Here is a 26,296-nt window from a genome sequence, read left to right on the forward strand (position 1 = left end):
AGCCATTCCCTGTGAATGGTAGACGCAGTCAAATTTGTGAGGGCGTTGTTACTGTCAATTATTTGCCTGCTGCTGTAACTAAGTCCGCAAATGATTGACAATAGGATCTGGCCATAATATCCCAGCTATATTGTTTTAGGGTATTTTGTTTAAATTGTAGGCTTAGGTTTTTATAGTGGACTGGATTTTCTAAAATGGCTTGAAGTTGTTCAATCCATTCGTTTTGGTTTTTGCTTGTCAGGAGCAGGCCATTGCAATTATGTGTCACGGCGCTTGTAATTCCTTCTAATTTGGCGGCCACAACAATGGTGCCTGCTGTGGAAGCCTCCAAACAAACGAGCCCAAAGCCTTCCATATCTCCCGCCACTTCAATATTGGGCATCAAGAAGGCCTGTGCGTTGGTCAAGAGGCTTTGCAGTTGTTGGAATGGGACTTTTCCAAGATGTTCAATTTTTTCGGGATATGCTTTCAGTAATTTTCGGATCTCCCCTTGATCGGTCGGAAATCCGAGGAATAAGGTGATTAAATGATTTATCTTTTTTGGTATAAGCTGCAATAGGCGTTCTTTCCATGTAGGTTCGTGATCGAATGGACCCACCATCAGTAATTTGAAATCACCCTGAATAGCGGGAATGACATGTTTCATCAACCACGAGAAACCCTTCCGTTTAACAGGGCGTCCCAAAGTGATGAAATAGGGCTTGTTTTCGCAGGCTGGTTCATTGTTTTGAGTGGAGTGGTGTATCGGATCTACACCGTTGGGTATAACAATAATTTTGGATGGATCGATACCACGTAACTGTGCGGCGTCGGCGGTAGCTTGGCTAACCGCAATAAGCTGATCAAATGTATTAAACCGCGGTATGATCTTACGTTGAAAATAGCTAAAGGGAAATACGATATCCAGTCCGTGAAGCGTGGCAACACGTTTTAAATGGGGATACCCTTTGTGAAAAGAGGCTAAAGACGCAATTAACCCATCATTAAAGTGAATAAGCTTGATGCCAGGGTTATCGTTAATTTTGGCTAGAATTCGGCGATTCAGCTGGAAGAAGAAGGCTAAAAGAGGTTCCCTGTTGTCATAGACTAAGGTGTGTACCTTCAAGTAAAGAGCCGCAGTATTGATCAGTTCAAAGCTTTGTTTTTCCATACCGCCAACACTTGGTGGATATTTGTGGCTGACAAATAGTATTTCTATTTCAGATGGGTACATGAACTGGTTTCTTTTTGATGCATAGATAAAATATAAAACCCAGCGCTACCCAGGTGAGCTGTCGACCGCGACGTAATAATGAAGCACTGAGCCAAATACTACCCCCTGTAATACCGATCATATGGAGAAGGAGCTTATTGGCGATTTCTTCAATACCCAGTTGTCCTGGAATAAAAGCACCGATGCTTTTCAGCACAATGACACTCATGTCCACTATTAAACCATGTATTGGTTGTACTGCAACACCCAAAAATTTTAGAATATAATAGAATTCAAGGCTGCCAATAATCCAATGTAGTGCAAAAAGTAAGTAAGAATACCAAAAAACCTTATTTTGATGTCGATAAAAGTCTTTTACACTCCAAAGTAGTGACTGAGAATGCGCTTTTGCTTTTCCAAAAAATGTTGCTGTCGAAGCCTTGGTTTGTGAGGGACTTTTTGCAGCTATTAACCAATAAAGTATCAGGATCATCAGAAGGAACAGAAATAGACAGATAATATAAATTACTGGCCCTGCGTAGCGTATAATTTCATTTTTTAAAGGAGAAAATATCAACCAAAGCATAGCAATCAAAAAGAGAGTCAATTGAGATAGTACGGCGGTAATACGGGATATAGCAACTGAATTCAATCCTTCTTTTAACGGAATGTCATAACGGGTTATCAATTGTACCTTTAATAAGTCACCACCTATAATGCTTGTAGGATTGAATAGTCCAACGGTTTCCCCGATTTGACGGATGGCAAAGAGTTCGATCAGATTGACCTTCTTTTTTGCGGAGCCCAAGCATATCCACCAAGCTAATGTGCCTACAAAATAGGCCGCGCAAGTCGTAAACAAAATAACAATGAAGCGATAACCAACTGAGGAGAGCTCTTTTTTCAAGGCATTTAAGTCGCTTTTCGCTAAAAAGACAGTGATGGACGCCAGAATCAAAAATAGAAAAATACCTTTGATGAGTTGGCTTGGGTTTGTTAGTTTGCCCATGCCAAATCGACTTCCTGTGTTTTGTCAATCAATAGTTCAATGTCATTAAAATAGCATCCAGATAGTCTATTCCAATCCAGTTGTCCGACATAGGATAGACCTTCAGTAATGAGATTCTTTTTTAAGCTCACGTCAGAGAGAATTTTTTTGAGGTAGTAAACATATCCAGCTGCATTTTCAGGTTGACACTTAAATCCATTTTTCCCGTGCTGAATCAAGGAAGCCGAACCCCCACCATCGGCGATAACACAAGGAAGTCCGGATGCCAATGCTTCGACAACAACATTTCCGTACGTTTCTGAGACCGACGGAAAAACAAAAGCATCTGCCGAAGCATATAGAATTGCAAGCTCATCATGGCTTTTCTTTCCTAAGAAAATGGCATTAGGCATCTCTTGCATTGCAATTATTTTGGCTGTTCCTTCACCGACAACAATGAAATTATAGTCAAGATTCTGAGCTTGTATCTGTTGATAGATTTCAATAAGCGTTTTAATATTTTTTTCCCAGACGATACGACTGACAAAGAGGATTGTTGGTTTGTCATTCTTTGTGATAGTCTGCAGCTGAGATAGATTCTTTTTATTGGGATTAAACAAGGCTGTGTCTATTCCTCTTTGCCACAGTTTTAATCCTTCTTGTTGTAAGCCGATCTGCTGTAATTCGTTTAGAATAGATTTGGTGGGTACATAGACAATATCACATTTGTTATAAAAGTTATTCATTGCTTTTTTCATCCATTGTTCAGTTGGCTTGACCAAGGGGAGTATGTTTTTGAAATAATAGGCAATGTATGAAATGAAGTGTGTATGATAGATCGTAAGGACAGGAATACCTTTCCGTTTGGCATAATTTAATGCGAAAAAACCTAAAAGGGAAGGCGTAGCAATGTGGATCATGTCGGGAGCAAATTTATCTAAGGCGAGCTCAAGTTTCTTTTTAATAAGCTGTGGAATAGCGAGACAATAATCGTCGTTGACCGGTATTTTGAATGTGGGTACCTTGTAAGAATGAAAATTGCGAAATTGCGTAGGGCCGCCACCATAAATAAAAAAATAGTTGAATTTCTGCTGGTCTATACGGTTTATTAGCTGAAACATTGTCCGTGATGCACCGTCGAAATCCTCGACGAGTATCTCTGTAAAGAAGGCTACCTTTCTCATGTTATTCTTATTAGGGGTTGTATAAAAATAGCTGAAAGCTGTAACTCCTATGCTATGCAGGTATTAACCTTTTGTCATTATAGTGTTTATAAATTATTAGTTTTTAATAATTTGTGCATAATTATTAAAAATAGAATTAATTGAATATGATAATAGAGCTAATGTTGGCGCAGTAGCTTTGGAGTGAACGAAATATTCAATCCATGCTATTAGATCTATTGTTCGAAAAAAAAATTAGACCTAAGGGTTTTCGAAAGATTGTCATCTTATTTATTTGTGCATCTGCCGGTGTTATGTTGGGTTTTAAGTTGAAGCCAAAACAACAACCGAAGCTCAGTAATTCGGTATATGCAGCTATGCCGGAAGCGACTTACGGAAAGCTAAATTTGTTAACGTACAATATAGCAGGTCTCCCTGAATTGATTTCCAGTGCTGTAACCGAGCGGGCTTCTAGTATTACGTCGATCGGCAATCGGATCAATGGGTTTGATATTGTCAATGTACAGGAAGACTTTAACTACAACAAGTTTCTTTACAGCGAAAATACGCATAGCTACCGAACGGCAAATATGGGTGGGGTACCTTTTGGGGACGGGCTGAGTACACTTTCAAAATATCCTATTGTTGAGTTTGAGCGGATAGGGTGGACTGATTGCAATGGCGCAGATTGTCTGACTCCTAAAGGCTTTTCTTATGCTCGAATTCAATTGGCCAAAGAGGTATTTATTGATGTTTATAATGTACATGCGACAGCTCAGGATGATCAGAATGCAACGATTGCCCGGCAGAACAATATAAATCAGCTGAAATCCTATATCAAAAAGTATTCGGCTGGCAGACCACTTTTGATTATGGGCGACTTTAATGCACATTATGCTTACGAGCTGGATAACATCGGTTCTTTTCAGAAGGACTTAGGTTTGGTAGATGCATGGGTAAGTTTACGCAACAAAGGTGATATTCCTGGGCCTCAAGTGAATTTTGAAGCGAAAACAGCATTGGAGTTGACAGAGGATTGCGAAGGTATTGATAAAATTTACTATCGCAATGATCATCATTTGCTATTTGAGGCAAAGAATTATCAGGTTCAAAAAAAACTTTTTCAAAACGAAGAGGGCCAGGATTTATCCGACCATTGTGCAGTGTCCTTACAATTAGGCTGGCGTGTTGTCAAATCTTCGGTTCAGTAAAATAAAAATAAAACTTTCTCAATTCTTTCATATCAATCGCGATTAGCACTGAACCCCTCAGTGCTTTTTTGCGTATTAAAAAAGCCCCATAAAATGAATTATGGAGCCTTTATTAAATTGGGATAAATTATCTTATTTATACATTTCTTCACGTTGTGCTTTAACCACATCGCTATTAATGTATTCATCGTAAGTCATCAATTTGTCGATGATACCTTTCGGAGTCAATTCGATGATTCTATTGGCAACAGTTTCAGTCAATTCGTGGTCACGGGATGTGAACAACATTGATCCTTTAAAATCAGACATACCGTTATTTAGAGCAGTGATAGATTCCAAATCCAAGTGATTGGTGGGCTCATCGAAAACTAGGAAGTTGGCACCCTGAAGCATCATGCGAGAAAACATACAACGCATTTTTTCTCCCCCTGAAAGCACAGATACCTTTTTCATAACCTCTTCACCGGAAAACAACATTTTCCCTAAAAATCCCCGTATAAATTGTTCGTCTGCTTCTGGGTTAGTTGTATAGTCTCTCAACCAATCGACTAAATTATCATTTTTTCCTTCGAAGAATGCGGCATTTTCAATCGGCATATCGGCAGGAGTGATGGTAATACCCCATTTGAATTCCCCGCCGAAATCGGTGTCTCTACCAGTGATAATGTCGTAAAATGCTGTGGTCACTAATGAATTTGGACCTAGAACAGCGATTTTGTCACCTTTATTAATCATAAACGTGATATCCTTGAAGAATACCTCGCCATTGACCGTTTTGCTTAATCCTTCGACTTGTAGCGTTTGATCTCCCGGTTCACGATTCATGGTATTGAACATGATGGCCGGATATTTACGGTTGGATGGTTTAATTTCGTCAATATTAATCTTATCCAATGCTTTCTTACGAGAAGTAGCTTGTTTGGATTTGGAAGCGTTGGCAGAGAACCGACGGATAAATTCCTGGAGTTCTTTCACTTTATCTTCCATTTTCTTATTTTGATCAGAACGTTGCTTTAACGCTAATTGAGAAGATTCGTACCAGAACGAGTAGTTACCCGTATAGATTGTCATCTTACCAAAATCAATATCCACCGTGTGCGTACATACAGCATCCAGGAAGTGACGGTCGTGGGATACAACTAAAACGATTGCTTCATAACTTGCTAAAAAATCTTCTAACCATGCAATGGTGTTGATATCCAAATCATTGGTAGGCTCATCGAGAATCAAAATATCTGGTTTGCCAAATAATGCTTGAGCCAAGAGTACGCGGACTTTTTGGTTACCGTCGATTTCAGAAACTAATTTATAGTGCAGATCTTCTTTGATACCCAAACTGCTCAATAAAGTTGCGGCATTAGATTCGGCATTCCAGCCATCCATTTCAGCAAAAAGACTTTCCAGTTCGCCGGCGCGTTCGCCGTCGGCATCAGAGAAATCCTCTTTCATGTAAATGGCATCTTTCTCTTTCATGATTTTGTAAAGCTCTTGGTTACCCATCATGACAGTTTCAAGAACAGTAAACTCATCGAAAGCATAGTGATCCTGACTTAAAACAGACATGCGTTCGCCTGGCGTGAATGCCACTGAACCTGTCGAAGGATCAACTTCCCCTGAGATAATTTTTAAGAAAGTAGATTTACCTGCTCCATTAGCACCGATAATACCGTAACAGTTTCCAGGTGTGAATTTTAAATTGACATCTTCGAATAGTATACGTTTACCAAAACGAAGGGAGAGATTGGACACATTAATCATGCTGCAAAGATACGTTTTAATCTTGGATTTTTAACTATTTACGGTGATCAGTTACGTGGAGAAATTGAAGGTAGCAATGTTGCGGAATTCAGCAGTTTTCAGCACCTGTGGCAAAACAGTATTCTGTGAAATTTCAATGGGCGGAAATGATCTTTGCAATGAAGTGTGAAATGCAGTTATGTTTTGCAGATATTGGATTAATAAATTATAAATATTGTGTCAGTGATTTAAATTGGCTTCTTTTTTGTGGACAAGAGCTGAAATGAAATCAATTATGAAAAGAAATAGAATAACGGGTGTCGTTATACTTGCTGTTGCTTTTTTGTTTAATATTCAAGGAGCCTCAGCCCAGTTTGGAGGACTTTTGGATAAAGCAAGCAAAGCCGTTGCTTCCAAAGGGAGTAAGGTACTGGGATTGGATAAGTTGCTAAAGGAACCTGAAGCAATCAGTACAAGTTTTGAAGATGTAAATAGAAAAGGGGAGCAAATGCCCGATTTTCAAAATACGGCGGTTTATAAACCTTTAGAAAATTTACAAAAGAATGGTAGTGATGGTTATGTATTGGAAGCCGGTCATTTTGAAATAACCAATAAGAGCTATTGCTTGAAAGCGGGTACCTATGCACCTTCAAAAGGCGATGGATATATGTATGCGCCTACTCTTGGTAAAAAAAGAGAAGTGGTCATTGCAATTTTAAAAAGTGCTGAAAAGCACCCAGAAGTAGCACAATCTGACATACAGATGCTATTGTGGACGATCATTGCGAAGACAAAATTTATTGATTATTCGGGCCCGGTGAAAGAGACAGCCTTAAAATTGCTTACAGCTGAACAAATTTTGCATTTGGAAGGTGGTGCGCTCGGCGTTTTGCCATTTGACGTTGTCCAAAAAGCAAAAGACCAGATGCCACCGGCAGTACAGACAATCTTCGAAGCGGAAAATAATATTCGGCAGCTAGTTTCCTCAGGAAACTATTCGTACGCTGATTTTGAACAATATGCAATCTTAGCTGGTATGGCTGAGCCTCGTACAGACGTGCCAAGTGGTATTTGGACGCTTCATCCCGATGGCTACTATGTTCGCTATTTCCCAAGTGGTTATGCGATTACCAAAGTTCAGGTGTATGTCCCTCAAGAATTGATTACAAAATTGAATGGTAAGAAGCTTGTATACGATGCAACAGATGATATTGCCTGTCCGGCAAATACGGGGTCGCAACGGTTAGCGCAAACAAATGAACCGGTGCGTCATTAAGATGTGAGGTATTGAAAGTTCGATAGGAAGTGAAGGGGGGGGAAGGAAATTTAATGAATAAGGGAGATCTACTGATCTCCCTTATTCATTAAATTTCCTCTTTTGCCTCCTGTATAATATATAAACAATGACAATGATAGCGATGATTGCTAAAATAATGTAATGGGAACCTGAATGTTGGGTTTTATCCTCTGTCGTCTGCGCATATGTAAAATTTGCTACGAAAAGAAGCACCATGAAAATCCACTTCTTGCACATAATAAACGGTTTATTAACTATAGTAGCAAGCTAAGTATTTTTTGCAACAAAGTCAAATTAATTCGGTAAAAAATAACTAAGATTTTTATAAAATTTTAATGCATAACCTCTGTTTCTCACATTTGATTCGTTATGTTCGAAAAATAAAAGGATAGCAGAAGAGCTTTTGTCTTTTTTATTCGCTTTTTGGTTCTTTTACCACTAATAAAACACAGCTAAATCGGCTGTCTCCCATTGGATATCGCTCGGGATATTGTCCCTGGAATTCGGTAAATGGTCCTAAAAATCGTATCTTGTGAACCTTTGTAAGCGTTTTTAGATATTCAAATCATGTCAAAACTTATCAATTTAACTGTCTTTAGAGAATTCTTAAAATCCAGCTTTGCTGGCGGAATTATACTTTTTTCCTGCGTTATTCTGGCATTGATCGTAGCAAACACGTCATTGTATGCCAGTGTAATGGAATTTTTGAACCGGGAAGTAGGCTTTGAGAGCGGTCATATTCATTTAAAATATTCGTGGTTGTTGTGGCTCAACGATGGTTTGATGGCTATTTTCTTTTTACTGGTGGGACTCGAGATAAAACGTGAAATTGTAGAGGGTGAACTCTCATCGCCAAGTAAAGCAATCCTGCCCATTTTGGCTGCGGTTGGTGGGGCGCTTTTGCCTGCCATCATTTATTTTGTATTAAATCAGGGAACCAATACTGCAAACGGCTGGGGAATCCCTATGGCAACAGATATTGCATTTGCTTTAGCGGTTATCACGCTTCTGGGAAATAAGGTACCTGCCAGTCTTAAGATCTTTTTGGCTGCACTGGCCATTGTTGACGACCTACTTGCCATATTGGTTATTGCGATCTTTTATAGTAATGGTATTCATGCGACCTATTTATTTATTGCTTTAGGTATCTTTTTGTTTTTGATCGTGTTAAATAAATTGGGCGTTAAAGCGATATGGGCTTACCTGATTCCGGGACTATTTATTTGGTACTTTGTTCACCACTCGGGTATTCATGCAACAATAGCAGGCGTGCTGGTGGCCATGACGCTACCGACAACACCGGACGCGAAAGAATCTCCCCTAGAAAAACTTGAGCATCTTTTGACCAAACCTGTCAATTTCATTATCATTCCTCTGTTTGCATTTGCGAATACACTTATTCCAATCCATGGTGAAATGATTGGAGGTTTGACTTCAAAATTGGGGATCGGTATTATCCTTGGTCTAATCGCTGGTAAATCAATTGGGATATTTTTGATCTGTTTTATTGCTAAAAAATTGAAGATTGCGCAATTACCGGAAGGGGCTGGCTGGAAACAGATTTTTGGTGTCGGCTTATTGGGCGGAATCGGTTTCACGATGTCAATCTTCATCTCGATACTGTCATTTGATGATAGCATGTTGATTGAAGAAGCAAAGTTCGCAGTTCTGATCGCGTCTTTATGCGCCGGCTTGTTAGGCTATATCGTTTTGAATGCAGTGTCAGCCACAAAGAAAACACAGGTTATTGATTAAATTTTGCATAGATAGCAGTCGTACGTTTGGCTTACAATGTCGTACGTTTGACATACAATAATGTGTAGGACCGTTTTTTTGGTCAAATTCAGTCCTGATTCCTTCATGGATTAATCCTATCTGAGGGTTAATTTGGAAGAGGATAACGAGCTATAGGTATTAATTTTAGACTTTTATGAATTAGATTTAGTAATTTAGGGCACAACAATAAAAACAATACGTTGAGATTTGATGAATTTGGCTTTGTTCCAGCTTTGGAAGAAGGTTTAGAAAGTATGATGTTTGAGGAGGCTACGCCGATCCAAGAACAGACCATCCCGATTATTAAAGAGGGAAAAGATATGATTGCCTGCGCACAGACAGGTACAGGTAAAACAGCAGCCTATATGTTGCCCATCCTCGATGCAATAGCACGGAATTCAAGGGAATCTATTCTTGCAATTATCCTTGTCCCAACCCGGGAACTTGCCATGCAAATTGATCAGCAGATTATGGGCATGTCTTATTACACGGGTGCAACATCCATAGCCATTTATGGTGGGGGCGACGGTATGGGCTACGAACAGCAAAAACGGGCTATACGAGAGGGGGTAAATATCATTGTAGCTACGCCGGGAAGGTTGATAAGCCATCTTACCTCCATGAAGATTGATCTCTCTCATTTAAAGCACTTTGTTTTGGATGAAGCTGATAGTATGCTGGATATGGGGTTTCAAGACGATATTTTACGTATTGTAAGTTATTTACCGAAGAAAAAGCAGATGCTTTTGTTTTCGGCTACGATGCCGATGAAGATCAGATCTTTTGCCCGAAAAATTCTCCAGGAGCCTGTGGAGGTCAATATTGCCATTTCTAAACCTTCGGAAGGGATAGATCAACGTGTATATCTTGCCTATGATCAACAGAAAATGGAGCTCCTGAAGAATATACTGAAGGATCCCAATTATGTATCTGTTATTATTTTTGCATCCCAAAAAACTACGGTCAAACTTCTCGCTCAGGAATTACAGAAGCAGGGGATTGATGCGGAGGGTTTCCATTCGGATCTCGAACAGTCGAAACGGGAAGATATTATGGCCAGATTCCGGTCTCGTCAGGTGCGGGTACTGGTAGGGACAGATGTGATATCTCGCGGTATCGATGTGGTGGGGATCAGTTTGGTCGTTAATTATGATGTTCCACCGGATCCGGAAGACTACGTACACCGTATTGGACGTACTGCGCGGGCAGCAACTACAGGAACGGCCATTACCTTTGTCAATGAGAAAGACCAAAACCGTTTTGCTCAGATTGAGAATTTAATAGGTTATACGATTGAACAACTTCCATTGCCAGAGGGGTTTGAAGCAGGGCCCATTTACAATCCTGCCAAAAAGAATCCACAGCATAAGAAGAAGCGTTTCAATAGGAATAAAAATAAAAACTATCAGAAAGCTAAAAGAGCCTGATTTTAAAATGCAAAGCCCCCATATGAGAAAAATGTGGGGGCTTTGCATTTGAGTATATATTTTATTCAACAGTCCACTATTTTATTCAACAGTCCACACGGCCAATTCATATCCATCAGGATCCTGGAACTGAAATCTCTTTCCACCGGGAAAGCTAAAAATATCTTTTAATATAGTCCCGCCAGCGCGGATAACCTGATCACGCGTAGCCTGCAGATCGTCGGCATAGATAACGACGAGAATACTGCCATTTATTGGGTTGCCAAGTGTGAAACCACCATCCACATATTTCCCGCCAAAAGCTGTATATGCTGGCCCGTAGTCCGTAAACTCCCAGCCAAAACTCGTTGTGTAGAATGCTTTGGCACGTTCAAGGTCGCTTGATACAAACTCAAGGTATTGGATCTGCTGGTTGACAAATTTGTTTTCTGTACTGCTATTGCTCATAACGGAACTATCTATTTAATGTATGTATAATAAATTGCTTGATCGGTTGTGTCGGTTTTGGAATTAAAACCCAAACCGTTTTATAAATATAAGGCTTTGTTGAAAATGACACGCATTTTCTTTTCAACATTCATTTCCCAATCTTAGTTGGACTGGGAAATGAATGGAGGTTGTTAAGCGCTCTTTTTACTGCTGATCCAATATTGTAATAGCACAGATGAAACAACCAAAAACAGTCCTACATAGAAGGATAGGTTTAATTCTCTTGCTTCATTAAGAAATAAAAATGCAATCAAAATAGCATATACTGGCTCAAGATTTAAGCTTAAGTTCAATGTAAATGCCGATATCTTCTTTAAGATTTCTGTAAATGCGAGATAGACAGCAACTGTGCAACATAAGGATAGAATAAGCAGGTAAAAAATATCCAGGGCATTGGGAATGAAAGTGCTGATTGGATAATGCTGAATGTAAAAAGGAAGTAGACATGCCAGCCCTATTGTTCCACCGATCATTTGATAATAGTTGATGCATATTGCGTTGTACTTTTTGGTCAATTTTTCATTGTGAACCGCATAGAGTGAGGCAAAAGCCGGAGAAATTATCCCTAAGACTATGCCAAGCTGGTGTGAGGTATCGAAGTGAAATATCAGTGCAATACCGCACAACGTAAGTCCACTCAACAGAAGTTCAGACAATCTGAATTTCGTTTTATTGATCATCGGTGCAAAAATAGCGGTGAAAAAACTTGCCATACAGTAGCAGATCACGCCGATGGAAATGTTTGAATATTTGATGCTAGCATAGAATAATAGCCAGGATGCTGTCAATAGTAGCCCATTTTTTGCAATATGCAGTTTCTCTTTGAACGTAAAATCTGTAGGTATTTTATACCATTTTAGAATAAAAAATAGGATAACGGCAGCTAAAAATACACGGTACCATGTGAGTATCCCTTCGTTTAGTGAAATCACTTTTCCAAATACACCAGATAGTCCCAGGCACAACACAGCAAGGTGCAGCATGAAATATGAATGTTTCATAAGAAATTGTCTTCCAGTTCCGTCCATTAAGGACGAAAGGTGTTAAATAATAAAATTGATAGTAAATAAGAAGCACAGCAAATCAGTCCATTTCTGGCATTGTGCTTCAGTAATATTTGAGAAAAATATTACGCTACTGGAGGAGGAAGACAACTCGTTCTATTCATCATATTTGTATTTACCCGAAGATAGGGAATTTTGGGCGCAGCTGCAAAAAAGGAATGAAAAAGCCCCCAGAAAGTCTTTGCTTCTAGGGGCATATATTTAGTCCGTTGCCTTTATTTTGTGATTCTATGGCGTATTTGGCGGTAAAGCGTCTGTTCCGCCACCCAATGCACGGTAAAGATCTATGGCTGCATTGAGCTTTTCCCGTTTTACTGTAATACGTTCCAAATCATTTTGGAGCGCATTGTTTTGGGCAGTTATCACCTCCAGATAGTTTGCCATCCCACTTTTGTAAAGTAAGGCGGCATCAGCGGTGGCTTTGGCGAGGGCATTTGATTTGGCATGGATAAGTTGCAGGCGCTGTTCCGTATGTTTGATTTTTGCCAAGGCATCCGAAACTTCTGAAACTGCGACCATAACCGACTGTTTAAACTGCAAAGCTATCTTCTCACGTTCGATGACCGATATTTCATAGTTTGTTTTTAAAGCACCTTTCTGGAAAATTGGCTGTGCAATATTCCCCGCTATTGTTTTTACGATCGATCCCGGTAGATCAAACCATTTGTTAAATTGAATGGAGTTTGTACCAATGGATGGTGTCAAGCTTATGGAAGGGTACATCGCTGCTTTGGCGAGTCCCATTCTGCTTGTCGCTGCCACAACCGCGTATTCAGCTGCTCTGACATCTGGTCTGCGGCTCAAGAGTTCGGCCGGCACCCCTGTGGCAAGTCCGTCTCCAACAATTGTATCATCTAAACTTGCTGTACGTTGAATGTCCTCGGGGAAACCTCCGCAAAGAATGCTCAGTGCATTTTCTTCTACAGCCATGTTTTGATGGGCTAGGGGAATCAACAATTCAGCAGTTTTCTTCTGAGCTTCGGCTTGCTCCACGGCAAGCGAACTGACCAGTGATGAGTTGTATTGCAAACGTATCATATTCAGTGTGCTATCGCTCAATTGAACATTTCTTTGTGCAATCTTAAGCTGCTCATCCAAAGCAATCAGATTATAATAGGACTGGATGACCTGTACAATAACCCGGGTTTTCAGGGCCGATAAATTTTCCTTTTGGCCAAAAAAATTGGCTAAGGATTCCTCTTTTTGCATTTTTACCTTTCCCCAGATATCGGCTTCCCAAGATAATCTGAGCGTGGCACTATAATCGTCCATATAAGGTGTCCCGATAAATTGGTCACTCAGCGAGCCATTCAAGGAATTGCTCGATAACCAGGTTCTATTCGCTCCAATGCTTAAATCAGCTGTCGGCAGTAACCCTTTCTTAGACTGCTTGTACGCGAGTTCCAATTGTTGCATATTTAGGAGTGCAACATTGACGTCAGTATTGTTGGATAATGCCTTCTCAATGAGTGATGTCAACAAGGGATCCTGTACAAATTTACGCCAGGATAGCTGTAGCGTATCAGACGTCAGGACAACCGCGCTGTTTTTGAAATTTTCGGGTATTACTATCTCCTGACGTGTGTATTTTTTCCCCACGCTGCATGCGGACAACAACAGGGTAGTGCTTGCGAAAATTGTTATATAGTGATGAAATTTTTTCATTTTAATCGTTTGTATTGTGTACTGTATTGTCCGTAAGCTTTTTACCCGAAACTTTTTCTTGCAGATATTGGAACACCAGGTATAGCAACGGTATGATGATTACGCCGAGGATAACACCACTTAACATACCCATTGCTGCTCCCGTACTGATTGAATGGTTACCTGTAGCTGTTCCGCCGGTCGCAAACATCAAAGGTACCATGCCGGCAATGAAAGCCAATGAAGTCATCAAGATTGGGCGTAGACGAGCTCTTGCTCCTTCTAAAGCCGAATCAATGAGTGAGGAGCCTGCTCTTCTCCGCTGTAAAGCAAATTCAACAATCAAAATGGCATTTTTTGCCAAAAGACCGATGAGCATGATCAAGCCGACCTGGACGTAGATATTGTTGTCCAATCCAATGGCACGTGTTCCTAAGAAAGAACCTATCATACCTGTTGGGATTGATAACAGGACGGCAAGGGGCAATAAGTAACTTTCGTACTGTGCTGATAGTAAGAAGTATACAAATAGCAAGCTTAATGCTAGGATAAGTACGGTTTGATTGCCTGATGATTTCTCTTCCAAGCTAAGTCCCGTCCATTCGTAGCTATAGTCTCCCGGTAACTTGGTCAATACATTTTTCTCCAATGTTTCCATGATCGCACCATTACTGATACCAGGCGTACTAACAACGTTTATCGTGAGCGAATTGTATAAATTATAACGGGTTACCGACTCAGGGCCATACACTTTACGAAGGGTGACCAAGGTATTCACCGGAACCATTTGGCCAAGATTATTCTTGACAAATATTTCGTTGAAGGCTTCTTTATCGGTTCTATAGATGCCATCCGCTTTAACTGCTATCCGATAGAATTTTCCGAAACGATTGAAATTCAATGATTGGTCACCCGCAAAGTAAGTTTGAACGGACGAAAGCATTTCACTGACATCTACGCCAAGTTGGGCAGCTTTGTCCTCATCTACTTCTAACTCCATCTGTGGATAATCTGCTCTGAACATGGTATAGGCAAACTGTACCCCTGGTTGTTTCATAATCTGCGCAATAACGGAGTCGGACATTGCTTTTAGCTCTACCGGCGATTTACCAGCTCTGTCCTGCAATACGAGTTCCGCTCCATTCATCATACCATAACCATCAACAGGAGGGGAGCGAAAGGCCATTGCGTTACCTTCTTTGACACTGGATAATTTTTGTGAGATAACTTGGTGAATCTGATCGATATCGTTCATCTCACCACGTTTCTTTTTATCTTTCAGGCGTATGAATCCTGTTGCATAGGCTGCGCTGGAGTTGTTACCGATCATATTGAATCCAGTAATACTTGTATGGCTTTCAATAGAAGGGATATCGGCAAGTAGTTTTTCGATTTTTTCTACTGCTTTTGTGGTTCGATCAAGTCCCGTTCCTGGGGGCATTTCCAAACTGTATACGACAAAGTTATCATCTTCCATTGGTACAAAACTTTTGGAAGTGCTTGTCATGAGGTATCCGGCAACGCCAATTGTCGCTAGGATCAAAAGTGCCGAAATCCATTTTTTCTTTGCCAGGAATTTTAATGAACCCACGTATCGGTTGGTCATGTTTTCGAAGCCAGCGTTAAACGCTTTGAAAAAACGTTGAGAAAATCCTGTTTTTGGGGTCTGCCCATCGTGATTTTCGGCGTGCGTATTTTTAAGCAATAATGCGCAGAGTGCCGGTGTTAAAGTCAAGGCATTAATCGCAGAGATCACAATGGCAATAACAAGGGTGTAGGCAAACTGTTTATAAAACATGCCCGATGAACCTGTCATAAATCCAATGGGAATAAAAACTGCACACATAACCAAGGTAATGGAGATTACAGCCCCTGTGATTTCACTCATGGCACTATGGGTAGCCTGCTTACCGGTTAAGTTGGAAGTCTCCATCTTTCCGTGTACTGCTTCGACAACGACAATTGCATCATCGACAACAATACCAATGGCGAGTACTAGGGCAAATAACGTCAATATATTGATGGTAAAGCCAAACACCAGCAGGAAGAAGAACGTACCTACGATAGCTACTGGTACTGCGATTGCTGGAATAATAGTCGATCGTATGTCCTGCAGAAACAAAAATACAACTAAGAAAACCAATATGAAGGCTTCAATCAATGTCGAACGTACTTGAGCCGTACTTTCATCCAAGCGTTCTTTGGTACTGATCAATTTAAAAATCTTGATTCCAGGAGGAAAAGAGCGTTGCGCTATTTCAATCTGTTTATCGATTCCGATTTCAATTTCATTGGCGTTGGAGCCTGATGTCTGGAATATACCAATGGTAACGGTATTGAGGCCGTTATTTTGCGAATTACCGCTATAACTGATCGAGCCAAACTCAATACGTGCGACATCCTTTAAACGAACGATCTGAACGTCATTGTTTTTGACGATAATGTTTTCATACTGCTCTGGAAGGTTCTTTTTCCCTTTATAGCGTATGACATATTCAAGTGGTGCTTTTGATTCTTCCCCTAATTTTCCAGGTGCAGATTCCAGACTTTGTTTGGAAATTGCAGCAATGACTTCTTGTGGAACGAGTCCATAACTCGCCATTTTTTGCGGATTCAACCATACACGCATCGAATAGTCTTTGGAACCGAATACCATGGCCTGACCGACCCCAGGTACACGCTTGATCTGTGGGATCAAGTTGATGTTCACATAATTCTGTAAAAATAGTTCATCATATTTTTTATTATCTTCTGTATAGATATTAAATATCATGATCATACTATTTTGTTGCTTGGAAGTCGTTAATCCCATTCGCACAACTTCCTGTGGCAGGATAGGAGTAGCCTGTTGTACTCTGTTTTGCACATTTACGGCTGCCTGATCTGGATTTACACCTGCTTTAAAGACAATACGCACAGAGAATGTACCATCGTTACTTGCAGTAGATGTAATGTATTCCATGTCCTCCACACCATTGATTTGCTCTTCGAGGGGTGTAACAACTGACCTCAATACTGTTTCGCTATTTCCTCCGGGATAGCTTCCGGTAACTTGGACCGTGGGCGGGGCGATATCCGGGAATCGCGTTTGAGGCAGCCTAAAAAGACCGATAACCCCCAGTATGACAAATATGATAGATATAACAGTTGCCAAAACTGGCCTGTCAATAAATTTCTTTAACATTTTAGTTTAAATTTTATAAAGCTTTTAGTACCGTTTTTTTTCAAAAGTGATTACTGAATGTATAGGCTTGTTGCCTTTCTTTGAGCAATTCAGCTTTTGCTATACCTGCTATCCTTGTTACATGGTGGATTTTTTAGTCGGTTGAACTTGCATTCCATCATTAAGCATATCAATTCTATTCATAACGATTTTTTCACCAGCTGTGAGTCCTGATTTAAGTAAGTAGGCGTCAGCGGTATTTCCTGCAATTTCAATCTGTTTCATGGAAATTTTATTTTTCTCACCAATAACATACACGAAATAGCGGTCTTGAATATCCTTTACAGCGGCCATAGGTACCAACAATACGTTTTCATGCGCTTTTTTCAAGATTACTTTTGCTGAGCCACCCGAACGGAGAATTTTTTCGGGATTGATGAAACTTGCTTTAAGTGCCATGCTTCCTGTTGTTCTGTCGATGTTACCACTAGCTAACTCTACTTTCCCCGAATGGTTGTATGCTGTTCCATCAGCCAGTAATAGCGTTGCTTGTTGATTGGATGTTTTGTTATTCTGATCTTTGATAAAGGCTATAAAATCGGCCTCACTCAATGAAAAATACACATTTACGGTATTGATTTCAGATAGCGTCGTTAAAGGTGTCGCGTCTGCTGCGGTAATTAAATTTCCGATCCGATTAGGAATACGGCCGATATAACCACTCACTGGTGCATTGATCAACGTAAATTTGGCATTTATTTGAGATGAACCGAGTGCAGCCTGTGCTTGCGCTACCTGCGCTTTAGCTGTGGCATAATTGGCCTCTGCAGTTTTTAACTGTAATTCGGTATACACTTTACCTTCAACAAGTGGTTTGATTTTTTCAATCTCCAATTTCGCATTTTGTTCTGCCGATAAAGCAGCTTGGTAAGCTGCCTTGCTGTTGTTTACTTGTTCGTTGTAGACATCAGCTTTTATTTTGAAAAGGGGTTGACCCTGGGATACATAGTCTCCTTCTTTGACATAAATCTGATCAAGATAACCAGTTACCTGCGCTTTGACATCGACGTTGACGGTCCCCTCTAATGTACCAGGATATTTTTTTTCGGTCTCCGCGTGGGTAGGAGATAATTCGATAAAGTCAACAGTAACTGCCTGCTCTTGCGGTTGTTCTTGGTTGCCTCCACAGGACGATAATAATGCTGCTGCTGTAATAAGTGTAAGGAAAGGTTTTAAAGTCATCGTTCTTTGTGCCATTTTATCATTTTATAATGAAACAAAGAAAAGAATTCTTTTAAGCCATAAGGCAAAGAAATCTACCGAGACGTTACAATTGCTTACTGAAACGTATCAGTGATGATCTGAATTTTACGATATTAAATGGTACGATCCAATTGTGTTGAAGATATTGGTCTTATCGATTGACATTCCCTTGTTCATCCCGAAAAACTTATTTTACCTTTCTGACGTAAAAGGAGCAAGCGGATCAGTTTTAACATCAATAGTCTAACCAAGTTTTCAGCAATTGAGCCTTTTCTCTGCTCACAAGGATTTCCACTTGATCGTTATTTTTAATTTCTATTTTTAGTTTTCCGTTGAAGTGGTTATGTAATCTTTTGATCGCATCTATATGTACAATGAATTGCCTGTTGGCACGAAAAAATACTTTTGGATTTAATTGCTGTTCGAGTTCTTCCATTGTTTGAGGGACAATTTCGACAGTGCCACATTTGAGTTGCGCATGGGTAAGTTTAAATTCGGAGTAGAAGTATAATATCTCTTCAACAAGAACGGTTTTATAGCCGTCTTTGAATGGAATTAGAAAGCGCGAGCGAAAATCTTTCGGATAGATAAAATCCAATAAACCTTGAAGCGGTTGTTGGTTGATCTGGAGATCTTTTTGATAGTCAAGTTTTTGGATGGCATTTTCCAGCTCTGTTTTTTCTACAGGCTTAAGCAAATAATCTATGCTATTGAATTTAAAGGCCCTCACAGCGTATTCGTCAAATGCTGTTGTAAATATGATTGGGCAATCTATTTTTATAGTCTCTAATATTTCAAAGCTTAAACCATCGGATAGACGAATATCCATCATCACCAGGTCGGGAAGTTCATTGCCATTGAACCAGTTGATGCTATCAGCGATATTATCCAGGACATCTAAAATAACGATAGATGGCTTTATTTCCTTCAAAAGTCGTTTTAAACGATCGGCATTGAGTTTTTCGTCCTCGATGATTAATACTTTGGTTATATTCATTATGCTTGCGCTAAAAGTGGGAGGATAACGTTAAATGTTTTGCCATCATTCTTTATTTGCAGTTTTAAGTTGGATAGCAAATCGTATCTTTTAATGATGTTTGAAATCCCGATTCCCGATGATTCGGATACATTCTCAATAGGGATTAGTATATTTTCAACAACAAGTTGATTCTGGGAGTTGGTGTATACCTTTATTTTCAGCGGTTTTTTCTTATTTGTCTGATTATGCTTTAGTGCATTTTCTACCAATAATTGTAAGGTAAGGGGAGGTAATTGGCAATTGCGTTTGGCAGGATTGACGTTTATTTCGAAGTTTACCCCATCGCCAAATCGGTTTTTGATGAGAAATATGTATGAATTTAGAAAGTTGAGTTCTTCTTCGAGTGAGATAATGTCCTTTTTGGAATTGACAAGAAGGTAGCGATATATTTTGGAGAAGTTTTCTGCATATTCATAGCCTAATTGTTGGTCTTCGAGGATGATTTCTGAGAGCACGCTCAGGTTATTAAAGACAAAATGGGGGTCGATCTGTAATTTTAACGATTGAAGTTCTGTTTCAAGAATGACCTGATCAAGCTTTGCAGCGCGCATGGATTCATTCTTCCAGTTGGTGATCAAATGACTACCGATATTGATACCCATTATCATGAGCGCAATCAATACACTGATTGTAATGTTTTGAATCATCCCCCTTTTTTCCTCTAAAGATGGAGCTATAGTGACATTCTGAGGGCCAAAATAATATTTTGAAATGAGGTATTCCAAAAGTAAATTGATAAAGAGTACTGCAAAAAGGTTGATGACGGTTTCAAGTAGAAGTCGCTCTGTCGGACTATCTTTCCAGGTTAAGAACTTATTAAGCTTGTCATGGACAATGATACTAAATTCGGAAATGATAAAGCTGTAAATGATTGTAAATGTCCATTCACCGAGTATTTCGAACATATTCCGTTTAAAATAGCCATCCCAGCAACTCGAGAAAGGATCAATAATATAGGCGACGAGATAAATAAGCAGAAAGGACAGAAAGGTAAATATCAGCCTTTTTTTATTTGTACTAATTAGAGTCTTATCGTTTTTATAGATCGCTATATCCTGCATTCTTTTAACTTATATGTATCGGTGAAATCTATGCAAATTTCGTAATTCCTTTTAGTATTGGACGACAAATTTCTGCTGAAGCGTATAAAGCCCCGACTGAAATATCAATTTGATACACTCAGGCGTATATTGACGAAGATCGGTAGATTATCTAGTATTGACATATCAGAATAGAATTCTTTATGAAATTCGTGTGTCCTGTTTTTTAATTGGTTGTAAATCTTGTTGTTATTTGTTTTTTGTGATCGATTGATATAACAGTTTCAAAGAATGACTCTGGATATGGGGTTCGTTTTTAGCTATAAACAGAAAGGCTTGACATCATTTCGTCAAGCCTTTCTGTTTTATTGAGGTAACTATTGTATCGATGTATTATCCTTTAAATTATTTTGGCTCTTGATGCGTTGTTGGCGTATGGATAATATCGAAATAGATCGTTTTGTCATTAGCGTTTGGATAAACTCTATACGTGAATTCTTTCTTCGTTAATACAGTAATATCAACCACACGAGTAAACAATGTTTCACCAGCAGCATTTTTAGCAACAATTGTTCTCGTTTTACCATCTGCAGATACGGTCCAGTCGCCGTGCATTTTGGGAGAATTGTCAAGATTGAACATTGTAAATGTACCGTCAGATTTGAAATAAGCAAATCCTACAAAATTTGACACGTTAGCATCTGTTAACACTACACTTTCTCCTTTATTATTCTTTGCGTTTGTTGTTTCCCAGGGGGTACTGGCCAATATTTCGCTTGGTGTAAGCTGTGGTTCAACAACAGTTTCGTCATCTTTACTGCAACTCACCGCTACTAGTGTGCTTAAGGCGATACATACCGCTAATGCAATTTTTTTTAAATCTCTCATTTTATAAAATTTATATGATCTCACAAAAGTAATCGCATTGTTTCAGCTGTATTTGTCTCTTTTATTCCAAGGTTTGAAGGATTTATAAATTGAATGAGATCGCGCTGTAGAAGAAGGTTAAACAAAAGAAAAAGCTTGCTATTAGTTTGCTTTACATGGAAACAATTAAAGGTGATGGAAGAATGGGCTTCGGATAAAAATAAAACAGGGGACCCTAAAGCCCCCCATCTACCAGATATGTATAATAAAATTAGAAAATTGCTTTTTTACAGCATTAATTGTTGCTCCATCCACCACCTAATGAACGATACAGGTCAACAACTGCAGAAAGCTCCGCTTTCTTTACCTGAGCAAGTTCGAGCTCACTTTGCAAGATATTGCTTTGTGCCGTAATTACTTCCAAGTAAGTGGCCATTCCTGTTTCAAATAAAAGATTGGCGTGCTTCGTTGCTTCCTTTAGACGCGTCGTTCTATCTGAAGTAATCTTTTGTTTTTCTTTCAATTTTTGAATTGAAATTAAAGCATCGGAAACTTCTCCAGCTGCTGAGATTACTTTTTGCTTGAAGATCAATACGTTCTTTTCTTGTTCGACACGTGCCAGTTCATATTGAGTTTTCAATTCCTTCCGCTGTAAAATAGGCTGCGTAATACTTCCTGTAATTGCCCCAAATAATGAAGCTGGTAAGTTGAACCAATTGCTTGCCTTGAATGCATTTACTCCTGCTTCGGCGCTAATAACCAAGGAAGGATACATACGTGCCTTTGCGTATTGTTGATAAGCTTGTGAAGCTGTAATAGCCAGTTCAGCTTGTTTTACATCCGGACGATGACTTAGCAAATCGGCTGGGACGCCAGTTGCTAATTCTTCGGGGAATTGAATATTCGACAATTTCTCGGCTATTTTAATCTCCTGCGGGAGTTTTCCGCTAAGAATCTGAATGGCATTTTCCTGAATACGGATCTGTTGTTCAAAGTCGGGGATCAAGGCAGCTGCAGACAATCGCTGCGCATCGACCTGTTCCAATGCAAGCAGCGTAATGTCACCAACTTCATATTGTTGCTGGACAATACGTAAAGTTGTATCGCTTAATTGCAAGTTTTGTTTGGCGATATCACGCAATTGATAAAGCATCAGTAGTTGATAATAGCCTTGCGCAACTTGTGCAATTAATTGGGTTTGAATTACTTTTTTCGCTTCTTCTGTCTGTAAATAGGAAGCTAAAGCAGCGATATTTTGATTTTTGATTTTACCCCATATGTCGGCCTCCCAGGATAAACCTAAGGATGCCGTATAATCTTCCACATGGTGTTGGCCTAAAAACTGCCCCAGGCTCAATCCATTCATGCTGTTATTGGATGGGTTGGTGCTATTTCCGCGGATCTGTAGTTGGGCCGTGGGAAGATAGTTAGCTTTTGCCTGTTTCAGGCTCAGTTGAGACGCTTCTATATTTTTTAGTGCCAGTTGCATATCTAAGTTATGTTGTATAGCACTATCGATCAAGGTTTGTAAGACTTGATCCTTAAAAAAATCACGCCATGGAATAGAACCTATGCTAGTTTCCTGCGGAGCTTTAGCCTGGTCGCGGTACTGTTCGGGTAAGTTGGGGGCAAGGTGTTGATTGCTGACCAACTTATCTGTTTTGCAAGACCATGCGACAAAAGATAAGATGAAAACCGTCAGTAATTTTGATTTACTATTCATATATTTAAATGCTGTCATGATATACTAATTGTTTGTATGCACGGGTATTTCCAACGAAACGGCATTGTTTTCATGTTGTTTTTGCTTTGGAGCACCTCCTATTTTCTCTTGGATAAATTGGAAGAAAATAAAGAGAATAGGGATAATAAAGAGCCCTAAAACTACTCCAGTAAACATCCCTCCCGCAGCGGCAATACTGATTGAGTGATTTCCTTGCGCTGATGGACCTACTGCTGTCATCATTGGAATCATACCAACGATAAAAGCTAAAGAAGTCATAATAATAGGTCTCAAACGTAATCTCGCTGCTTTAAGTGCGGCACTAGGAATTGATAGTCCCTGTTTGCGTCCTTGGATGGCAAATTCTACGATCAGAATGGCATTTTTGGCCAATAATCCAATCAACATAACGAGTGCGACTTGTACATAGATGTTGTTGGCAATATCAGTGAAGCTAATTGCTGCAAAGACCCCAAATATACCTGTAGGAATAGAGAGAATAACCGCCAATGGAATGATATAGCTTTCATATTGTGCCGCAAGCAGAAAATAAACGAATATCAGACAGAGAATAAAAATTAATGTGGATTGGCCTCCGGAGACAATTTCTTCTTTAGTCATACCTGAGAACTCATAAGTGAATCCAGTCGGCAATTGTTGTTTTGCAACTTCTTCAACTGCACGGATAGCATCTCCGGAACTATATCCTGGTTTTGGGATCGCATTTATTCCAATCGAATTGAATAAGTTGTAACGAGATGCTGTTTCCGGACCATATACACGTTCTAATTTGACTAATGTATTGATGGGAACCATGTCTCCCAATCTGTTTTTTACAAAAATACCGTCCATCGAAGTTGGTTCACTTCTATCCTTGGCATCAGCTTGGACCATCACACGATAATACTTTCCAAAACGATTAAAATCTGAGGCTTGGGCACTACCAAAATAGGCTTGCATGGTCTGTAAAATGCTTTTTGTGCTTACGCCAAGTTGTTCTGCTTTGATATCATCTACTTGAAGTTCATATTGTGGATAGTCCGCTTTAAAGGTTGTGAAAGCCATCATAATTTCTGGACGTTTCATCAATTCGCCAATAAACTTTTGGCCTATGCCACTGAATTTTCCGAGTTGTCCACCGGTCCGGTCCTGCAGTACCATATCCAGACCATCCACGTTACTGAATCCTGGTACAGTAGGGAAGGTAAAGACAAAGAAATTTGCGCCTTTGATATTTGCCAATCGCTGATTGACATCGGCCATAATTGCATTGATGTCTTTTATCTTACCACGTTCTTCATGTGGCTTAAGGAGGATAAATGCAACACCTGCTGATGGACTTGTGGATTGTGTCAAAATATTGAAACCAGCAAGTACATTTAAAGTTTTGGTAAAATCAGCATGTTGAAGTTGCTTCTCTGCTTCGGCTAATGCTCCAGAGGTACGATCCAAAGAAGCACCTGCTGGCATAGATAAGGATACAGCAATGAATCCTTGATCCTCTGATGGGATGAATCCAGTAGGTGTTTTACGGATCATAAATACAGTCAAAAGTAGGGTAATTCCCAATCCTGCAAATGCAACCCACTTATAACGGATCAAGAAGCGTAAACTACCTAAATAATTCTTCGTCAACCGATCAAATCCGACATTGAATCCAGCGAAGAAACGCTCTTTGAAATTAAGTTTCTTGGCATCAGCATGACCATGATGCGTTGGTTTTAAGAAGAGCGCACATAACGCAGGACTTAGTGTCAAGGCATTGATTGCTGAAATAACGATTGCAATCGCCAAGGTGAAAGCAAATTGTCTATAAAATACCCCGGTTGAACCTTCCATAAAGCCGATGGGAAGGAATACGGCAGACATCACCAATGTAATCGAGATGATGGCGCCTGTGATTTCACTCATGGCAGATGTCGTAGCAAGCTTAGGCGGGAGATTTTCATGCTCCATCTTGGCATGAACAGCCTCCACAACCACAATCGCGTCATCGACGACAATCCCAATGGCTAGCACCAGAGCAAACAAAGTCAGTAGGTTGATTGAAAAGCCGAAGAGCTGCATGAAGAAAAATGTTCCCACGATGGCTACCGGTACCGCAATCGCTGGTATCAATGTCGATCTAAAATCTTGAAGGAATAGAAAGACAACTAAAAATACCAGTATAAATGCTTCAACTAGTGTATGTTTTACTTGGTCAATAGATTGATCAAGTGCATCTTTTGTGTTGTATAAAACGAGATATTTGACACCTTTTGGAAAGCTTAAAGAGGCTTTCTCCATGAATTTTTGAATGGCAATCTGAATTTCATTTGCATTCGAACCTGCAAGCTGCATGACCCCAATATTCAATCCTGCTTTACCGTTGATGCGCGTATGACTCGCATAGGTATAAGATCCCAGTTCGACACGAGCGACGTCTTTGAGTTTTAGTACAGAACCGTCTGTATTGGAGCGGATAATAATGTTTTCGTAATCACTTGGCTGGTTGAGTTTACCTTTATATTTGATTACAAATTCAAAAGCTTCACTGCTGCTCTCTCCGAATTTACCCGGAGCAGCTTCGACGTTTTTATCTTGAATGGCGGCCATTACTTCCTCAGGCGTTAATTTATAGGTAGCCATTTGATTTGGATTGAGCCATACACGCATGGAGTAGTCTTTGCTACCACCAAATGGCAATGCTTGTCCAACCCCAGGTATCCGTTTCAGTTCAGGAATAATATTGATCTGGGCGTAATTGGTAATAAAGGTCTGATCGTATTTACTCTGATCTTCCGTATAAAGATCCAATACCATGATCAAGCTGTTTTGCTGTTTTGCCGTGGTGATCCCGGCTTGTACAACCTCAGCCGGCAATTGGCTGGTTGCTTGAGCCACACGATTTTGGACGTTTACAGCAGCTTGGTCAGGGTCTGTACCAAGTTTAAAATATACCGTAATCATTAACGAACCGTCGTTGCTGGCGGTAGAGCTCATGTAGCTCATATTTTCAACACCGTTGATTGACTCTTCGAGTGAGGGGGCTACGGCACGAAGCACCGTTTCGGCATTTGCCCCAGGATATAATGCCGTTACTTGCACTGCGGGCGGTGCAATATCGGGAAACTGCTGCAATGGCAGTTTGAGGATACCAATCACCCCCAATATGACAAGTAATATGGAGATAACGGTAGCAAGTACAGGTCTTTCTATAAATTTCTTAAGCAT

Annotated in this window: 18 protein-coding genes; 4 read left to right on the forward strand and 14 right to left on the reverse strand. The window is 39.9% G+C overall.

Features of this window, described 5'->3' with window-relative positions; translation table 11 throughout:
- Positions 1–58: 58 nt before the first annotated feature.
- Genes HS960_RS03730 through HS960_RS03740 form a run of 3 tightly spaced genes read right to left on the reverse strand, consistent with a single transcriptional unit; the run spans position 59 to position 3,364 of the window.
- Entirely contained in the window at positions 59–1,213 is a 1,155-nt protein-coding gene (locus HS960_RS03730; RefSeq protein ID WP_228280198.1) for a glycosyltransferase family 4 protein, read from the reverse strand.
- The gene (locus HS960_RS03735) at positions 1,200–2,201 is read right to left on the reverse strand and encodes a lysylphosphatidylglycerol synthase transmembrane domain-containing protein (protein WP_182331299.1); all 1,002 of its coding nucleotides are present in this window, start codon (positions 2,199–2,201) and stop codon (positions 1,200–1,202) included. The genes HS960_RS03730 and HS960_RS03735 overlap by 14 nt, the downstream gene beginning before the upstream one ends.
- Positions 2,189–3,364 carry a glycosyltransferase family 4 protein gene (locus HS960_RS03740; RefSeq protein WP_159730958.1) on the reverse strand — a complete coding sequence of 392 codons (1,176 nt, stop codon included), beginning with the start codon at positions 3,362–3,364 and terminating at the stop codon, positions 2,189–2,191. Before HS960_RS03740 ends, HS960_RS03735 begins: the two co-directional genes overlap by 13 nt.
- A gap of 203 nt (positions 3,365–3,567) precedes the next feature.
- Between HS960_RS03740 and HS960_RS03745 the strand changes: the two genes are divergently transcribed.
- Positions 3,568–4,554 carry an endonuclease/exonuclease/phosphatase family protein gene (locus tag HS960_RS03745; protein ID WP_182331300.1) on the forward strand — a complete coding sequence of 329 codons (987 nt, stop codon included), beginning with the start codon at positions 3,568–3,570 and terminating at the stop codon, positions 4,552–4,554.
- A gap of 132 nt (positions 4,555–4,686) precedes the next feature.
- Here HS960_RS03745 and HS960_RS03750 read toward each other — a convergent pair whose 3' ends face one another.
- A complete protein-coding gene (locus tag HS960_RS03750; protein ID WP_153846346.1) occupies positions 4,687–6,312 on the reverse strand; it encodes an ABC-F family ATP-binding cassette domain-containing protein in 1,626 nt (541 codons plus the stop codon).
- 274 nt (positions 6,313–6,586) lie between these two features.
- On the opposite strand from HS960_RS03750, the gene HS960_RS03755 reads away from it, so the two are divergent.
- The 3 genes from HS960_RS03755 to HS960_RS03765 all read left to right on the forward strand — a co-directional run bounded on the left by HS960_RS03755 (position 6,587) and on the right by HS960_RS03765 (position 10,791).
- A complete protein-coding gene (locus tag HS960_RS03755) occupies positions 6,587–7,567 on the forward strand; it encodes a hypothetical protein (RefSeq protein ID WP_153848359.1) in 981 nt (326 codons plus the stop codon).
- A 588-nt stretch (positions 7,568–8,155) separates the two neighbouring features.
- Entirely contained in the window at positions 8,156–9,343 is a 1,188-nt protein-coding gene (gene nhaA / locus HS960_RS03760) for a Na+/H+ antiporter NhaA (RefSeq protein WP_159730954.1), read from the forward strand.
- Positions 9,344–9,564: 221 nt separating this feature from the next.
- The gene (locus tag HS960_RS03765; RefSeq protein WP_159730952.1) at positions 9,565–10,791 is read left to right on the forward strand and encodes a DEAD/DEAH box helicase; all 1,227 of its coding nucleotides are present in this window, start codon (positions 9,565–9,567) and stop codon (positions 10,789–10,791) included.
- Between the two features lie 81 nt (positions 10,792–10,872).
- Here HS960_RS03765 and HS960_RS03770 read toward each other — a convergent pair whose 3' ends face one another.
- From HS960_RS03770 to HS960_RS03815, 10 genes are all read right to left on the reverse strand, one after another.
- Positions 10,873–11,238 (reverse strand): VOC family protein, encoded by a 366-nt coding sequence (locus HS960_RS03770; RefSeq protein ID WP_182331302.1) that lies wholly within the window; start codon positions 11,236–11,238, stop codon positions 10,873–10,875.
- Between the two features lie 173 nt (positions 11,239–11,411).
- Positions 11,412–12,281 (reverse strand): DMT family transporter, encoded by an 870-nt coding sequence (locus HS960_RS03775; protein ID WP_153848363.1) that lies wholly within the window; start codon positions 12,279–12,281, stop codon positions 11,412–11,414.
- A gap of 291 nt (positions 12,282–12,572) precedes the next feature.
- Positions 12,573–14,009, reverse strand: a complete 1,437-nt coding sequence (locus HS960_RS03780) for an efflux transporter outer membrane subunit (protein WP_182331304.1) — start codon at positions 14,007–14,009, stop codon at positions 12,573–12,575.
- 1 nt (position 14,010) lies between these two features.
- Positions 14,011–17,172 (reverse strand): efflux RND transporter permease subunit, encoded by a 3,162-nt coding sequence (locus tag HS960_RS03785; protein WP_153848365.1) that lies wholly within the window; start codon positions 17,170–17,172, stop codon positions 14,011–14,013.
- A gap of 117 nt (positions 17,173–17,289) precedes the next feature.
- Positions 17,290–18,408: an efflux RND transporter periplasmic adaptor subunit gene (locus HS960_RS03790; protein ID WP_182331306.1), complete on the reverse strand. Its 1,119-nt coding sequence runs from the start codon at positions 18,406–18,408 to the stop codon at positions 17,290–17,292.
- A 241-nt stretch (positions 18,409–18,649) separates the two neighbouring features.
- Positions 18,650–19,411, reverse strand: a complete 762-nt coding sequence (locus tag HS960_RS03795; protein WP_182331308.1) for a LytR/AlgR family response regulator transcription factor — start codon at positions 19,409–19,411, stop codon at positions 18,650–18,652.
- Positions 19,411–20,514, reverse strand: a complete 1,104-nt coding sequence (locus tag HS960_RS03800; RefSeq protein ID WP_182331310.1) for a sensor histidine kinase — start codon at positions 20,512–20,514, stop codon at positions 19,411–19,413. The genes HS960_RS03795 and HS960_RS03800 overlap by 1 nt, the downstream gene beginning before the upstream one ends.
- Before the next feature lie 384 nt (positions 20,515–20,898).
- Positions 20,899–21,381 (reverse strand): DUF4822 domain-containing protein, encoded by a 483-nt coding sequence (locus HS960_RS03805; protein WP_153848369.1) that lies wholly within the window; start codon positions 21,379–21,381, stop codon positions 20,899–20,901.
- A gap of 274 nt (positions 21,382–21,655) precedes the next feature.
- Positions 21,656–23,083 carry an efflux transporter outer membrane subunit gene (locus tag HS960_RS03810; RefSeq protein WP_120332956.1) on the reverse strand — a complete coding sequence of 476 codons (1,428 nt, stop codon included), beginning with the start codon at positions 23,081–23,083 and terminating at the stop codon, positions 21,656–21,658.
- 24 nt (positions 23,084–23,107) lie between these two features.
- The gene (locus HS960_RS03815; RefSeq protein WP_153848370.1) at positions 23,108–26,296 is read right to left on the reverse strand and encodes an efflux RND transporter permease subunit; all 3,189 of its coding nucleotides are present in this window, start codon (positions 26,294–26,296) and stop codon (positions 23,108–23,110) included.

The organism is Sphingobacterium paramultivorum (genome assembly GCF_014109745.1).
Lineage (GTDB): Bacteria > Bacteroidota > Bacteroidia > Sphingobacteriales > Sphingobacteriaceae > Sphingobacterium > Sphingobacterium paramultivorum.